The sequence below is a fragment of the Curtobacterium sp. DN_7.5 genome (assembly GCF_022655355.1).
In the GTDB taxonomy this organism is placed as follows: Bacteria; Actinomycetota; Actinomycetes; order Actinomycetales; family Microbacteriaceae; genus Curtobacterium; species Curtobacterium luteum.
This window is the reverse complement of sequence record NZ_CP093378.1, coordinates 3,050,278-3,063,646: the sequence shown is the minus strand read 5'-3', so window position 1 is coordinate 3,063,646 and position 13,369 is coordinate 3,050,278. Positions and strand designations below refer to the sequence as shown.

General features: G+C 65.4%; 16 protein-coding genes and 1 pseudogene. 12 read left to right on the top strand and 5 right to left on the bottom strand.

Features of this window, described 5'->3' with window-relative positions:
* Positions 1 to 183: 183 nt before the first annotated feature.
* Positions 184 to 678 carry a GNAT family N-acetyltransferase gene (locus MON03_RS14240; protein WP_022904487.1) on the top strand — a complete coding sequence of 165 codons (495 nt, stop codon included), beginning with the start codon at positions 184 to 186 and terminating at the stop codon, positions 676 to 678.
* An 8-nt stretch (positions 679 to 686) separates the two neighbouring features.
* Here the strand turns inward: MON03_RS14240 and MON03_RS14235 are convergent, their stop codons facing one another.
* Positions 687 to 983 (bottom strand): hypothetical protein, encoded by a 297-nt coding sequence (locus MON03_RS14235; protein ID WP_148286245.1) that lies wholly within the window; start codon positions 981 to 983, stop codon positions 687 to 689.
* Between the two features lie 359 nt (positions 984 to 1,342).
* Positions 1,343 to 1,759: a nuclear transport factor 2 family protein gene (locus MON03_RS14230; protein WP_022904490.1), complete on the bottom strand. Its 417-nt coding sequence runs from the start codon at positions 1,757 to 1,759 to the stop codon at positions 1,343 to 1,345.
* Here MON03_RS14230 and MON03_RS14225 point away from each other — a divergent pair.
* Positions 1,752 to 2,117 (top strand): hypothetical protein, encoded by a 366-nt coding sequence (locus MON03_RS14225; RefSeq protein ID WP_242089063.1) that lies wholly within the window; start codon positions 1,752 to 1,754, stop codon positions 2,115 to 2,117. The two genes, MON03_RS14230 and MON03_RS14225, sit on opposite strands and share 8 nt — an antisense overlap.
* A 7-nt stretch (positions 2,118 to 2,124) precedes the next feature.
* Here MON03_RS14225 and MON03_RS14220 read toward each other — a convergent pair whose 3' ends face one another.
* Positions 2,125 to 2,355 (bottom strand): hypothetical protein, encoded by a 231-nt coding sequence (locus tag MON03_RS14220; protein ID WP_204620571.1) that lies wholly within the window; start codon positions 2,353 to 2,355, stop codon positions 2,125 to 2,127.
* A gap of 128 nt (positions 2,356 to 2,483) precedes the next feature.
* On the opposite strand from MON03_RS14220, the gene MON03_RS14215 reads away from it, so the two are divergent.
* The 4 genes from MON03_RS14215 (at position 2,484) to MON03_RS14200 (ending at position 5,924) form a co-directional block, all read left to right on the top strand.
* Complete coding sequence (locus MON03_RS14215; protein ID WP_022904491.1) at positions 2,484 to 3,029, top strand: RNA polymerase sigma factor; 546 nt, start codon at positions 2,484 to 2,486, stop codon at positions 3,027 to 3,029.
* Complete coding sequence (locus tag MON03_RS14210; RefSeq protein ID WP_022904492.1) at positions 3,022 to 4,077, top strand: CU044_5270 family protein; 1,056 nt, start codon at positions 3,022 to 3,024, stop codon at positions 4,075 to 4,077. Before MON03_RS14215 ends, MON03_RS14210 begins: the two co-directional genes overlap by 8 nt.
* Positions 4,078 to 4,258: 181 nt before the next feature.
* Entirely contained in the window at positions 4,259 to 4,672 is a 414-nt protein-coding gene (locus tag MON03_RS14205; protein WP_083882155.1) for an ester cyclase, read from the top strand.
* A 19-nt stretch (positions 4,673 to 4,691) separates the two neighbouring features.
* Positions 4,692 to 5,924 (top strand): site-specific integrase, encoded by a 1,233-nt coding sequence (locus tag MON03_RS14200; protein WP_148286250.1) that lies wholly within the window; start codon positions 4,692 to 4,694, stop codon positions 5,922 to 5,924.
* 269 nt (positions 5,925 to 6,193) lie between these two features.
* On the opposite strand, the gene MON03_RS14195 is transcribed toward MON03_RS14200, so the two are convergent.
* Positions 6,194 to 6,391, bottom strand: coding sequence for a hypothetical protein (locus tag MON03_RS14195; protein ID WP_242089062.1), 198 nt, complete (start codon positions 6,389 to 6,391; stop codon positions 6,194 to 6,196).
* Between the two features lie 810 nt (positions 6,392 to 7,201).
* On the opposite strand from MON03_RS14195, the gene MON03_RS14190 reads away from it, so the two are divergent.
* The 5 genes and pseudogenes from MON03_RS14190 to MON03_RS14175 all read left to right on the top strand — a co-directional run bounded on the left by MON03_RS14190 (position 7,202) and on the right by MON03_RS14175 (position 11,473).
* The gene (locus MON03_RS14190; RefSeq protein WP_175328657.1) at positions 7,202 to 8,206 is read left to right on the top strand and encodes a hypothetical protein; all 1,005 of its coding nucleotides are present in this window, start codon (positions 7,202 to 7,204) and stop codon (positions 8,204 to 8,206) included.
* Positions 8,207 to 8,214: 8 nt separating this feature from the next.
* Positions 8,215 to 8,808 carry a hypothetical protein gene (locus tag MON03_RS14185; protein WP_148286024.1) on the top strand — a complete coding sequence of 198 codons (594 nt, stop codon included), beginning with the start codon at positions 8,215 to 8,217 and terminating at the stop codon, positions 8,806 to 8,808.
* A 162-nt stretch (positions 8,809 to 8,970) separates the two neighbouring features.
* Entirely contained in the window at positions 8,971 to 10,671 is a 1,701-nt protein-coding gene (locus MON03_RS14180; protein ID WP_175328656.1) for an SNIPE associated domain-containing protein, read from the top strand.
* 127 nt (positions 10,672 to 10,798) lie between these two features.
* Positions 10,799 to 10,894, top strand: a pseudogene (locus MON03_RS17455) (DUF2510 domain-containing protein); the annotation flags it as partial.
* Between the two features lie 102 nt (positions 10,895 to 10,996).
* A complete protein-coding gene (locus MON03_RS14175; protein WP_229728131.1) occupies positions 10,997 to 11,473 on the top strand; it encodes a DUF2510 domain-containing protein in 477 nt (158 codons plus the stop codon).
* 122 nt (positions 11,474 to 11,595) lie between these two features.
* On the opposite strand, the gene MON03_RS14170 is transcribed toward MON03_RS14175, so the two are convergent.
* On the bottom strand, positions 11,596 to 11,943 hold the full coding sequence (locus MON03_RS14170; RefSeq protein WP_022902168.1) for a histone-like nucleoid-structuring protein Lsr2: 348 nt from the start codon (positions 11,941 to 11,943) through the stop codon (positions 11,596 to 11,598).
* Positions 11,944 to 12,054: 111 nt separating this feature from the next.
* Here MON03_RS14170 and MON03_RS14165 point away from each other — a divergent pair, with 111 nt between their 5' ends.
* Complete coding sequence (locus tag MON03_RS14165; protein ID WP_175328675.1) at positions 12,055 to 13,098, top strand: PDDEXK nuclease domain-containing protein; 1,044 nt, start codon at positions 12,055 to 12,057, stop codon at positions 13,096 to 13,098.
* The last annotated feature ends 271 nt before the right edge of the window (positions 13,099 to 13,369 follow it).

Sequence of the window (13,369 nt, the reverse complement as noted above, 5' to 3'; positions counted from 1 at the left end):
CACGACCGCGACGATCGGGATCCAAATCCAGACGGGGAGGGAGCCTCCGCCCCCTGGGGGCAGCGCGACTGAGAGAGGGAGCACGGTCACACGCTAACCACGGCGCGCGTTCGGTGACCGATCGGCTTACGGGACACCCGGGCTGCTATCGACGAGTGCCGGCGTCATCGCTACGGTCGAGGGATGGACGGCCACAATCCTCGCTCGATCGTCATTCGGCCGGCAGAGGTTGTCGACGTCAAAGGCATTGCTGCCGTCCACGCCACCTCATGGCGAGAGACGTACGGGCGGTTCGTGGTGAATCCCGATACTGATCCTTGGTTCGACGTCGATCGGCGCATCGACATGTGGAGAACGAACCTGGAGCAAGGCGCCTTCGCGACCTTTGTCGCCGAGGACGAGTCGGGCGTCATCGGGTTCGCCGCGACGCAGGAGACACCCGGGTCTGACGCGGTCCGTCCAGAGGAACTCACGATGCTGTACGTGCTCTCGCGCGCTCATGGCGGAGGCGCCGGGCAGGCGCTCTTGAACGCAGCGCTCGGCCCGCGGCCAGCATCTCTTTGGGTTGCTGCCGACAACCCTCGCGCGCACTCGTTCTACCGGCGGAACGGATTCGCCGCCGACGGAACCACGTCGAGCTTCGGGCCCATCGAGACCACAGTCCGATTGGCCCGCTGAGGGATCGGCTACCGGTCTGCCGAACGCTGCTCGCCCTCGGGCAGAAGATGCCCGATGGCTCGTAGGACGTCGCCCAGCCAAACGAGTTCCCAGTTCAACGTCCGATCGGCGGCCGGCGCCGTCGTCAGGTTGTCCCACGACTCGCTCAGCTGCCCGATCGTGGCCTCGGGTGGATTGCTCGACACGTCGTAGAGGCCCGGAGCGGGCAACGAGTAGAAGTAGTCCTCACGCAGCACGACCGACTCCCCGTTCGCATGTTCGACGTGCTGAAGGATCCGATCGAACACGAGACGGAGATCAGTCACCGGGATCTGAAGACCGTTCCACTCAGGCATCCCACGAACATGGCGCAGAGGGGCTGTCTCGTCAACCGATCGTTCATCGGACGGAGGGCGGAAGTTCGGCGCGATCCGCCCAAAGAACGAGTCCTCCTTTAGGCGGAACGGCGTGCCATCGGCCGTTGCGACGCTTCGTGCCGCCGTACCGTGATCCCATGAGGAAACGGTTGCTCGTGTTCAGCCCCCCTGCCGGCGCGCTCGTGTTGTTGGCCGCCTGGTGGGTCACCCAGCGAGCTGGCGTCGTGGATGTAGTCCCGACGCGGGACGACACTTTCCTGACGAACCCGTACGCAGTGCTCGTGATGATCGGGTAGTCGCTCGCTGCTTCATGAACGGGGGTTACCGCCGGCCTGTTGGGCTTCCCAAGCAGTTCGAATGGGATCGGTGTCGTACACGATGTGCAGGTGTTGAATCCGGGCTTCCAGGTCTAGCTCGGCGACGTCAACCACGGAGAACGGTGCGGGGGTGCCGTCCGAGAGCGTCCAATCGAAGTCGAACCAGAACGCAACAGTCGGAGCCGAGTCGTCTGTGCTGACCAAGGTTCGGCGGAGCGTGAGGACGGATGCGGCCGTGTCGGCGAACAATGTCGGGTAGAAGTCGCGGGCGGGCTGCTCCCCGTAAAGCGGTGAGCTCACAATCGCGTCCGGCGTGAACAGGGCGAGCACCGCGTCTACGTCGGCTGATCCGAGAGCTGCGAGGTATGCATCGACGAGCTGTGTGAGGGTCGTTGCGGGGATGGTCATCAGTGATCGCTTTCGGAGGGGTTCGGCCCACAGCAGCTCGGGCCGGGCGACATTTACCAGCTTCCCATCACCAAAGGCGGAAGACGAACTTGGCTCGCTGGGTCCGGTTGACGACCGGCTATCGGTCGCGGGAGCGGCGCTCGGCTCGAACTCGACGTCGCGCGTCCTGCTGATCCGGCAGGGGGTTTCAGCCCATGCTCCCGCGGGCCGCGAGGAAGACGAGCACGGCGACGATAACCAGTACCACCGGCGCAAGGAACCGCAGATTCAGCATCGCTGCCCCTATCGATCGGTCGTGCCGTTTCAGACGTGGGTGGGGCATGGCGAGCAGTTGGCGACAGAGGTGCCGTCCGGTTGACGATCGGCTAACGGACAGGCTGGTTCTGATGCGCACGACGCTCGCGCTCCTGCTGTCGAGCAACTCGCGGTCCCCATGCGATCAGAATCGCTCCCGCAACAGCGGCGGCGAGGGTCGCCGCCAGCAGCGGCAGCCAAGGCGTGAATTTCGTGACCGCTGCCAGGATCGTCAGAACGATCAGGGCCACCGTGAGTGAGCCAGTGATCCACGCGATCCAGAGCCGATACCTACGCATCATTACCCCATAGTGCACTGGCTCCCGGCCACTGAGACGCGCTTGAGGCTCGAGTTTGCTCGCGCGCAACAGCGACGCGGCATGTTTCGGCGAGGATGGAACTCTTCCGGGAGGATCGGGCAATACCAGTCGTGCCCAGTAGTCATCCCCCTCCAGGAGCCGCAGCCGAGCTCGGTCGCCAGTTCGACGAGCACGGCCGGCGCATCCTCCTGTACCTCGCGCGCCGGACCGACCTGCAGAGTGCCGAGGACATCCTCGGCGAGACGTTCGTGACCGCGCTCGTCCGATGGGAGTCGTTCGACCCGGACCGGCAGGACGCGCTGCCGTGGTTGTTCGGCATCGCGTCGAACCTGCTCCGTCGGCACTGGCGCTCCCAGCGCCGGGCGGACCGTGCCTTGTCCCGTGTCGCCGTGTCCGAGCGGCTCGACGACGACGCCGGCGACCGTCTCGACTCGGAGCGTGCCGTGCAGACCGTCATGCGTGAACTCGACCGGATGCGTCCGGCGGTCCGCGAGACGGTCCTGCTGCACGCTTGGGCGGAACTCACCTACGAGCAGATCGCGGAGGCGACCGGCGTCCCCGTCGGCACCGTCCGCTCCCGGCTGAACCGGGCCCGAACTGCCCTCCGCGCCGTGCCCGGCACCACTGACTCCCTGAACGGACCACTCCATGTCTGACGACGAATTCACCACGCTCCGCCTGCTGCGACGCGACCTGCCGCCCGAGGCGGTCGACGCGTCACTCGACCGCGCTCGCCTCCGCTTCGACACGGCCGCCGTGGCGACCACCGTCCGGACGGGAGGCGCCGCACCGGCCCGTACCGCGCCTCCCGTCCGGTGGCTGCGTCGTTCGCGACCTGTCCTGCTGGCCGGAGCAGCGGTGGTCGTGGCAGGCGGGTTGGTCGCCACGGGTGTCGGAGTGACGCACTGGGGATCGCCGGGATCGGCCGCAGCGGCGACGCTGCACGAGGCGGCCGCCGCCGCGGCCGCCGACCGGACGCCGGCCGGCGCGTTCACGAAGGTGGTGGAGTCGGAACTGTCGATGGTCTCCACGACGTCCGATGGCGAGCACTACGACGAGGGCTACCTGGAGCCGACGACGACCACCACCTGGGTGCCGGCCGACGTTTCCGGGACCTGGGTCCGCGAGATCCGCTCCGGAGCGGCGACGAAGGTCTTCGGGGGCACCGCGGCACGTCAGGCCGCGTCCGACGACGGCGCGGGGAAGCCGTCCGCTCCGGTGTGGGAGCGGGGCGTCGGCGGTGACTTCGCGGTCGGTGAGCTCGGCGGTGAGCAGACCGGCACGCTCGGGGCGTCCGACATCGCGGACCTGCCTCGTGACCCGCACGCCCTCGTCCGACGCATCGAGGCCGCTCCCCGGGCGGCAGGAACGACCGACGAGCTGCACGTCTTCGACACGATCAGTGGCCTGCTCCGCACCGGGCTCGTGCCCGCGGACCTCCGTGCGGCGATGTACGAGGCGCTGGCGACCCTGCCCGACGTCGTCGTCACCGCGGAACAGGTCTCGCTCGACGGCCAGCGCGGCACCGCGATCGGCCTCCCGCACTGGAGCGGGACTGAGCAACACGACGTCATCATCGACCCGGCCGACGGAACCTACATCGGCGAGCGAAGCATCCAGACCCGGCAGATCGGCAGCATCCCGGCCGGCACCGTGATCGACTCCGTTACCGTGCGGGTCACGCCGGTGGAGGACCAGCCGTGAGACGGACCCCGAGGGACCGGTGCTACGGGGTCGAAGGGGAGAGACGGCTCAGCGCTCGATAAGCGATCAGCGCGGCCGCTATATTCGCTTCCATGCCCGCCGACTTGTTCCGAGAAGAACTATTATCGGAACTGACCCGATGACTGAGCGTAGGCTCGAGCCACACGATGAGGAGGCTCCGATGGCAGTTGAGGTGACAGCGGATGGCGGTCCGACGCTCGAGGCTCGGGACCGGATGCGGCAGCAGGACCTGCCGCTCGAGGCGCGGTTCACGCCCGATTTCACCGATCACGACGCTGCCGAAGGGGAACCCGAGGACGGGTCCGGGATCGCGTGGTTCTGGGAGCAGTTCGGGAAGGCGTTCACCGACGTCGAGCGGGAGGACATCGAGACGATCGCGACACCGACGAAGGTGATCACGATCTCCACCCTCGCCGGTACGCACACGGGGGAGTGGATGGGGCACGCCCCGACGGGGCGCCGGTTCACCGGTATCCGCAACGTGCAGGTCATCGGCTTCCGCGACGGCCGCGCATCCGAGCGGTGGGGTAGTACCGACCAGCTCGGCATCCTGCAGCAGCTCGGCCTCGCCTGACGTGCCCGAAGAGCAGTCCGTGACCTCGGCAGCCACCGTCAGCAGACGGGCGCTGACGGCGGAGCAGCGTGCTGCCGCGGAACACTCCCGGACCGCGTTCGCCCGACTCCGAAGCGCCGCCGGTGACGGCGCCCCTGCCGGGTCAGCTGCGGTGACGGTGCCGGTGGGTGCGTCACCGCAGGTGTTCGCGGAGGCGTCTCTGTCGGTGAATACGGTGCGGGCGTACCGGTCGGATTTGCGGCAGTTCGCGCGGTGGCGTGCTGGGTTCCTCGACCATGAGATCTCGGAACCGCACGAGCTTGAGCAGGTCATCACGGCGCCGGTCGACCCGACCGAGGTTGCGGCGTTCCTCGCGGATAAGGCCAACGCGGTCTTGCCTGATGGTGGGCAGCGGTACGCGCCGGCGACGATCAGCCGGTATGTGGCCGCGATCGATTGGGAGCACGCTCGCCGCGGCCACACCCCGCCAGGCACTACCCCGATTGTCCGCGATGTCCTGAAGGGAATCCGTCGCACCCGGTCGGTGCCGGTCAGGCGGGCGAAGCCGATGACGTTGAAGGCGCTGCAGACGGCGCTGTTGAAGATCGACGTCGCCGACCTCCAGACCGGCGCGCTCGGAACCCGCGATCAGGCGTTGCTGCTGTTCGGGTTCGTCGGCGCGTTCCGCGAGTCCGAGCTCACCGCCCTCACCGTCGCGGACCTCCGCCTCGTCGACGGCGAAGGCGTCTACGCCCGCGTGCGGAAGTCGAAGACCGACCAGGACGGCGCCGGCCGGATCAAAGTGCTGCGGCAGGGCGCGAACCCGGTCACCTGCGCCCCCTGCGCGTATGTGCGGCTCTCCCGGCTGATGCTCGCACAGGACGCCAGCGGCGAAGCGGGCCTCTTCGCAGCGCTCACCGGCGCGAGTCTCGCCGTGCACGTCTGTGCCGACGGGCTCGGCGCCGATCGGTTGCCGCCGTCGATGCCGTTCTTCCGCGCCGTGTCCAAGTGGGGCCTGTACCGGACCACCGGCATCAGCCCCACCACGGTCGGGAAGGCCGTCGCCCGCCGCGCGCAGGCGGCCGGGCTCGGGGAGAACGGCTGGTCGGGGCACTCGCTCCGTGCCGGGTTCGTCACCGAAGCCCGCAATGCCGGTGCGACGGACGTGGAGATTATGAATCAGACCCACCACACCAACGCCGCCACCCTCCAGATCTACGACCGCGAATACGCCCCCCTGATCCGCAACGCCGTCACCCGGATGCGCTTGTGACCCCCCAAACCTCCCCCAAACCCGACCCCAAACTCGGCCCCGACAGTAGGACTCTGCTTGAGGCGCACTGGGGTCGGTTCGTCGCATGGTGCACCGCGTCCGGACGCGATTCGCTCCCGGCTACGGCAGCAACGATTGAGCAGTTCCTGAAGCTGTTCCCCGGCAGCGCGTCGACGCAGCGGCTCTGTCGGCACGCGATTCGTGCACACCACCTCGAAGCTGGCCTCCCGGACCCCATACCCACGGTGGAGGCCAGGGTGTGGCCGCGATCAGAAGCCCCCGACCAGACGGCCGTCGGCCAGGTGCTCGCGGCGATCCCGAAGTACAGGTATCCGATCGGGCTCCGAGGCCGCCGCGACGCGTTCCTCGCCGTCCTCCTCGGTACCCTGCACCTCACCCGCGAAGAAGCCCGCACCATCGCACCCGCCGACGTCGCGGTGACGAGCATCGTCCGGATCCGTGGCCACGTCGTACCCTCAACCGATGACGCGGTGTCCTGCGCTGCCTGCGCGGTGACTCGATGGCTGCGCATCGTCGGACCGGTCTGGACCGGATTCCGCGGCGACGTCATCCGCCTGCTTGACCCGACGAAAGGAAACCTCGACCGGCATGACTGTGAGCAGCCGGTGCTGGGGGAGTGGCGCCTGGCAGAGCAGCTGCTGTTGCCGTTAGACGTCCACGGATGGGCGCGCACCGGCGTGAGCCTGTCGGGTCGTTCCATGACGAGCATCATCCCCGCCCGACGCGCTGTAGCCGCAGCCGACGGCCCGGCCGCGGAAGTAGTCGTTGCGGTCGCGCGGCGGCCGTCACGGTTCGAAGGACTGTCGTTGCAGGAGGCATACTCCGAGTTCGGCACTACGGATGCGGCGGTCGACGCAGCCCTCGCTCGACTCGCGGCCGTCTGGGGGGAAGCACGGGCGTCGACACGGAACTCGAGCAAGCAGCCAGCAAGTCCAAGCAGGAGCTACCACCGGATAGCAACGACTAGCTCGCTGCCGGGGCATCCACGTACGCCGGACCGCGACGGGTGGTCTGCGCCCTGTCGCATCAGCTCTAGACCCGCGCACACATATGCCGCGGAGGCCTGTTACTACACACCAGATCCACGGAACGCGTTTCCTACGAAGGTGTGGCGATGGGGTGTACCCATGACCACAGTCCTCTTCACCGCGGCCCCTGTCACTTCTGGCTCCACTCGGCGATCCGTTCCGACTCGAGCCGGCCACTTTCGTCTAGACTGCCCCGTGAGAGATGAGGGGCGCTCAGTGGCGCACAAAATGCAATTCGGATTCCAACTTCACCAGTTGACGTTGTTCTACGGAAACGCTCGCACGGAAAAGGATTTTCGAACCGACACCCTCCAGCCCAAGGGTAACAACGTGCTCGCGTCACTGCGCGAGCTTTCTCCGTCGATATATGACGTGACACGGATCGATGACTTCGCGTACAGGACTCGGGAGCGGCAAGCTGACGTGGCGCTGGCTCCGGCCCTACGAATCGAGCACATCGACGCTACCTCGCAGGATCGAATAGATATTGAGTTTCGATACGGACGCGTGGGTTCTCATGATCTCGCGATTGCTAAGGATCGAAGCGAGGACGCGGCGCTCGACAGTAAGGCGTCTACCAATCCGTACCGAGCATCGATATATCTCCCCAAATCGGGCAACCGTGCCGTTTTGATGTGTGAGGCTCGTGGTGCAAGCTGCCCTAGCACTTATCTGTTGAAGGCGCTGTGTCTCCACATGCGGGATACGGACGCGGAGCGGCCGGAGGCTGACCGTCAAGGCTGGTGGCGGCTCAAGCCGCACCAGGTGTCAGATACGGGGCGCCTGGAGGAAGTCCTCCGACAGGGCAATGGAGCGGGCCTTCAGCTGGAGAAACGCATCCTCAAGCCCGGTCAGACCAGAGGTGGAGAGGTGATCACGCTCCGTCGTAACGGACTCCCCGTCGGCAAGTTGTCGGCCGTCAAGTCTATGGTTCTTGGGTGGGTGGGGATGACGCCAGAGAAGGGAGCCGATGCCGCGCCCAGTGGAAAACCCACGGAACAAGTATCAAGCCTGATCGGCGTGCAGGTCAGTGCGGATGATTTTGATGATGGTGCGGTTACTTACGACCAAGGGGACGGGAAGACTCAGACGATTAGGCCTGATTCTGTCCGGGATATCTTTACCTACCCCGTCAAGGTTGGGCTTCCTCCTACGCCATCAGAAATTCGCAACGCGGCCGAGGAGCGTCTCCAGCGCCTTCAGCCCACATTAGGGATCCAGCTTTCGATTTAGGGCGAGTGATGCAGCGATTCAGCTTCTTGAGCTTAATTCGTGGACATTTCAAAGCACTACGTGATCGGGGTCAGTCATCGAGGCGTATCGCGTGGGGAGCAATTATCGCGCTGTATGGTTTGCCAATTGCTGTTGGTGTCGCCTCCTCGGTTACCCAAAACGCGAGACTAGAGTCACCCGCTACTATCCTGACTGCCCTGGCTCTTCTCGCGGGCGCCTTTTTGACATCTTTTACGCATATGTCGACATTACGCGGCAAACTCTCCGACCGCCAAGGTGATAATGAGGATACGGAGCGACCTGATCGCAACATGATTGACGAGGCGGCGACGCATCTGTTGATGGGCGCCTTTGCATCTATTAGTACGGTGATTCTGATCGTCGTCGCAATGAATGCTCAACGTGGGGACGTACTGCTTGGATGGGCTGCCGCCCTGATCATCGGAGCATGTTCCTGGGTTGCACTCCTCCTGTTGATATCTCTGCCGCGCCTCTATAATGCTTACATTGTTGTGAATAAGGTTCCCAATGAGCTTTCGGGAAGCTTCAAAGGAACTGGTGTTGTGGTCACTGAAGATGATGATGAAATTGAGCGCAACTGAGGGCGTTCATTAAACGCACTAGGCTCTCTGAGTCTCTGGACCTCGCGAATTTGACATAAGAGCGCAGTGCCGGCGTCCGTTGACCCGGCTTCACCCTCCGTGGCGGATGGGGCACCCGGACCGGGGGGTGTCGATTGGCGCTTTGTTCCGTAAGCTGAAGCAATGTCAGCAGCGCCTGCCGGTTGGTACGACGATAAGGATCCGCGGTTCGTCCGCTACTGGGATGGCCAGAGGTGGACCGAGCATGTGCAGCTCAAGAAGTCGGCGCCAGCTGGCCACGAAGGCCCGCCTTCGGACGCCCGCGGGGTGGCCGCTCCGCAAACGCGTCGTGCTGCCCGAGCGGCGGAGCAGTCGCCGCGTACGGCCGTTTCTGCGGTGCAGGAGAAGCCGGTCGAGAAGTTGTCGAAGCGGGAGGCGCGCGAGCGGCTACGTGCCGCGCAGGCACGGATCGAGGCGGGTGAAGCGGTCGTTGCCCGCTACAACATGCGCGCTTTCGACGATGTCGATGCGTACCGGGCCGAGCAAGAGCAGCAGCTCGCCACCCTTCGAGTGGACTTTGAGGCTGAGCAAGCGGCAGCTCGCGAACTCTGGGCAAAGGAACAGGCCGATGCACGCGAACGGTTCGCCGCTGAGCAGGCGGCCGAGCGGTTCAAGGGAGAGCAAGCGATTCGGACCGCCGAGGACCGCGTTCGTGCCGCTGAACAACAAGCCGAGGATGCACGCGCGACGCGCGACGAGATCAACGGGGGGATCAGCGCCCGAAGAGCAGAGCTGGTCGACTTGACCTCCGCAGTTGAGCTCCAGGCGGTCGGGCTCTTCGACTTCGAGAACCCGGCCGCGTCATCAACGGAGCTTGCGTCGAAGTTGGAAGCGCTGCGCTATCGCATCAAGAACGCGGTTCGTGACAAGCGCGCGGTAACCACGGCGCCACGGTTCACGTTCAACAACTCCGAAGCGCAGGGCCGGAAGTTCATGACGGACATGGCGAAGGTGCTGCTGCGTGCCTACAACGCAGAAGCGGAGAACGCCATCAAGGCTACGCGAGCTGGCAACTTGCACGTCGCACAGACGCGGCTCAGCAAGGCTGCGGAGCAGATCGCGAAAAGCGGCACCATGATCGATCTTCGCATTGAACCGAGCTACCACCAGATGCGGCTTGAGGAGATCGCCCTCGCCAACGAGCACCTCCAGACGGTGCAGGCGGAAAAGGAGCGCGAGCGAGAACGCCGAGCAGAACTCCGCGAGCAGCAGCGCGCCGCCGCTGAACTGCAAGCCGAGCACGACCGACTCGAGAAAGAACGTCAGCACTACCTCTCCACCCTCGCGGCCTTGCAGGCAAACGGCGACGCGGAAGGTGCCGCTCGCGTCCAAGCGCGGCTCGAGGACGTCGACCGCGCCATCTCCGATGTCGACTATCGAGCAGCAAATGTGCGAGCGGGCTACGTGTACGTGATCTCCAACGTCGGAGCGTTCGGGGAACGCATGGTGAAGATCGGCATGACGAGACGCCTGAAGCCAATGGACCGCGTCATCGAACTCGGCGACGCGTCAGTGCCGTTCCGCTTCGACGTACACGCGTTGTTCTTCGCCGACGACGCCGTCGGAGTGGAAACGATGCTGCACCAGACGTTCGCGAACCAGCGGGTGAACAAGGTCAACCTCCGACGCGAATTCTTCTACGTCACGCCGGCCGAAGTGCTCGATGCCCTCAAGAGCCATGCAGTCGAGGTGGTCGAGTACACCGTGGAACCCGCCGCGGAAGAGTTCCGCACGAGCGAGCTTGCGGCTGACATCTTCACACCAACGCCTCCGAGCGGTGGATCGATGTCGTACGTGGGATCCGTCGCGTCAGCCGAAGACTGAGGGACATCAGGATCATGGCGCTGCTCCCGGCGCTGCGGGGCTGAGACGTGGCCGGGGCTCGACGCAGTGTCCCGGACCCCTGTCTTGGTGCTACCGAGTAGCCAGCAAGAGGTGAGATTCTGTCCACATGAGTTTGCCTGTTGGTTGGTTCCCGGATCCCTCAGACCCGGAACGCGAGATGCTCTGGGACGGTGACCAGTGGACTGGCCTCACCCGCCCTCGGCGGACGGACAGCGCGGCTGCGCAAAGCGATGGTGACGTAGGGGCGGAGGATGCTCTCGAACCTTCCCGAGGACGGCGCAAGCCACGGCCGCGGCGTCGCCCCTTGGTGCTGGCGCTCGTCATCCTCGCGGTGGTCGTCATCGTTGGTGGCGGGGGTACGGCGGTAGCGGTGGTTCACGCGCGGCAGGTTGCAGCTGCGGCGGAGAAGGCGGAGCAGAAGAAGGAAGCGGCCGCCCGGACTCGTGCTGAGCAGCGTGAGGCGCAACGAGCAGCGCAGGAAGAGGCCGACGAGGCGGAGCGCTCTTCCCGCGCCGAAACGGTGAAAGAGGTCGAGGCGTCGGTGAAGACGATGGCGGAGGAGAACGTGACGAAGGGTCTGCTCGACGGTCCCATCCTTTCCGTGTCCTGCAATCCAGTCAGCGGCTCCACGGATGACTTGACCGACACCACTACCTCGTTCGACTGTTTCGCTGCGAACACGGACAACGCGGACGGAACCCAGTCGGGGTACTTCTTCAACTCCACCGTCAATTGGGACTCCGGCGAGTACACCTACGGTCTCGGCAAGTCAGCGTCTTGACGAACTCCACGAGATGCCGCGCCCATTCGATCACCACGACTTGACATAAGAGCGAACTATCGGTGCGAACGAGAACGGTCGGCACCCGGTGGGGTGCCGGCCGTTGCCGTGACGGGGAAGTGTCAGTGTGCTGCCTCGTACGCGTCGCGGACAGCCTGGCTGATGCGGCCGCGCGAGGAGACCTCGTGGCCGTTCGCGTTCGCCCACTCGCGGATCTTCGCGAGCTCTTCCGAGTTCCCACGCTTCGGGGCGCTGCCGCTGCCGCTGGTGCGGTTCTGGCGGCCGCTGACCTTCCGGGCGGCGGCGACGTAGTCGGAGAACGCTTCGCGGAGCGCGTCGGCGTTGTCGACGGAAAGGTCGATCTCGTAGTGGTTGCCATCGAACGAGAAGGACACGGTGCGGCCCTTACCTTCTTCGATGGTGTCGCCGGTCAGGTCATCGACCAGGTGCGTGGTAACTTTCTGCGCCATGGCAAGGCCGCCTTTCTGAGGTAGGGAGAGGGCGCCTCCACTGTGGCATACGTTTCCGGCCCGTTTCGTAAACGGTCCTTGGGATCAGGGGTGCTGGTGCAGAGTGATGGGATGCGTGCCGATAGTGCTGTTCCGTCCAGTTACGCGGCGACGTTGGCGAGTTTGAAGCAGCATGTGCGCAATGCTCGGTTCACAGCGCAGCGGCGTGCGAATACGGAACTGGTGGTGCTGTACGGGCAGATCGGCGCCACGATCCTCCTGCGGCAAGGGCAGGAGGGGTGGGGCACGAAGGTCATCGCCAGGCTCGCTGAGGATCTGCGGACGGAGTTTCCCGAGATGCGGGGCTTTTCACCGCGGAACCTGGCGTATATGCGGGCGTTCGCGGCGGCGTGGTCGCAGCAGGAGACTGTGCAACAGGCTGTTGCACAACTGCCCTGGGGACACATCACGGTGCTCCTGGACCGGCTCGATGACCAGACGATGCGCAACTGGTACGCCGAGCCGGCGGTACAGCATGGCTGGTCCCGGAACGTCCTCGAGCACCACATCCGCACCGGCGCGCATCAGCGGCTCGAGGCAGCACCGACCAACTTCGCAGCTGTCCTCCCGGCTGGCGAGTCGGACCTTGCGCAGCAGCTGACGAAAGATCCGTACGTGCTGGACTTCCTCGCCCTCGACGGCGACGCGAAGGAACGCCACCTCGAGCAGGCACTCGTGAATCGGATCATCGACACGCTCCGCGAGCTGGGGGAGGGGTTCGCGTTCGTCGGCCGGCAGGTGCACTTCGACGTTGACGGCGACGACTTCTACGTCGACTTGCTGTTCTTCCATGTCGAGCAGCTCCGCTACGTCGTGATCGAGCTCAAAACGGGGAAATTCAAGCCCGAGTACCTCGGCCAGCTCGGCTTCTACGTTGCACTCGTAGATGATCGGCTCCGCCGGGCGCAGCATGCCGATACCGTCGGTCTGCTCCTGGTCGCAGACAAGAGCGACGCGGTCGTCCGGTACTCCCTCGCCGGCCAACAGGCACCAATCGGCGTCGCGAGCTACGACCTGCTGCCCCCCGATGTTCGGGCGGCACTGCCATCCGAAGGTGACCTCGCGAACGCCCTCCGCGCAGCAGACATCCCTAACGCCGCAAGCCCAGGGGAATGACCGCCCGGCGCCGCGGGACACCGGGGCAGGAAACGCCGCACGACGAGCCGTCCCGGTACGAACGGGATGCTGGCGTCGCGCCCCTGCAGGTGGAAACGTACGCGGCGCTCCGCCGACGCCGCAGCGCAGCACAACCGCAGCCTCCCGCGAAAGCGCCGAAAGAGCAGTGGCCAGACTTCGCCGAAATCCTTCGACAGCTCGGGCAGAGCCCGTGAGCAGCGGGACCGCTGACAGGGACGCCTCACCGTGTCGCGGCGAACGCCGAGGTGCC

What these genes read in the sequence shown, in the direction of transcription:
- MON03_RS14240 (WP_022904487.1), top strand. Translation starts at nt 184, where the DNA reads ATGGACGGCCACAATCCTCGCTCGATCGTCATTCGGCCGGCAGAGGTT.
- MON03_RS14225 (WP_242089063.1), top strand. Translation starts at nt 1,752, where the DNA reads ATGGTCATCAGTGATCGCTTTCGGAGGGGTTCGGCCCACAGCAGCTCG.
- MON03_RS14230 (WP_022904490.1), bottom strand. Translation starts at nt 1,759, where the DNA reads ATGACCATCCCCGCAACGACCCTCACACAGCTCGTCGATGCATACCTC.
- MON03_RS14220 (WP_204620571.1), bottom strand. Translation starts at nt 2,355, where the DNA reads ATGATGCGTAGGTATCGGCTCTGGATCGCGTGGATCACTGGCTCACTC.
- MON03_RS14210 (WP_022904492.1), top strand. Translation starts at nt 3,022, where the DNA reads ATGTCTGACGACGAATTCACCACGCTCCGCCTGCTGCGACGCGACCTG.
- MON03_RS14205 (WP_083882155.1), top strand. Translation starts at nt 4,259, where the DNA reads ATGGCAGTTGAGGTGACAGCGGATGGCGGTCCGACGCTCGAGGCTCGG.
- MON03_RS14190 (WP_175328657.1), top strand. Translation starts at nt 7,202, where the DNA reads ATGCAATTCGGATTCCAACTTCACCAGTTGACGTTGTTCTACGGAAAC.
- MON03_RS14185 (WP_148286024.1), top strand. Translation starts at nt 8,215, where the DNA reads ATGCAGCGATTCAGCTTCTTGAGCTTAATTCGTGGACATTTCAAAGCA.
- MON03_RS14180 (WP_175328656.1), top strand. Translation starts at nt 8,971, where the DNA reads ATGTCAGCAGCGCCTGCCGGTTGGTACGACGATAAGGATCCGCGGTTC.
- MON03_RS14170 (WP_022902168.1), bottom strand. Translation starts at nt 11,943, where the DNA reads ATGGCGCAGAAAGTTACCACGCACCTGGTCGATGACCTGACCGGCGAC.
- MON03_RS14165 (WP_175328675.1), top strand. Translation starts at nt 12,055, where the DNA reads ATGCGTGCCGATAGTGCTGTTCCGTCCAGTTACGCGGCGACGTTGGCG.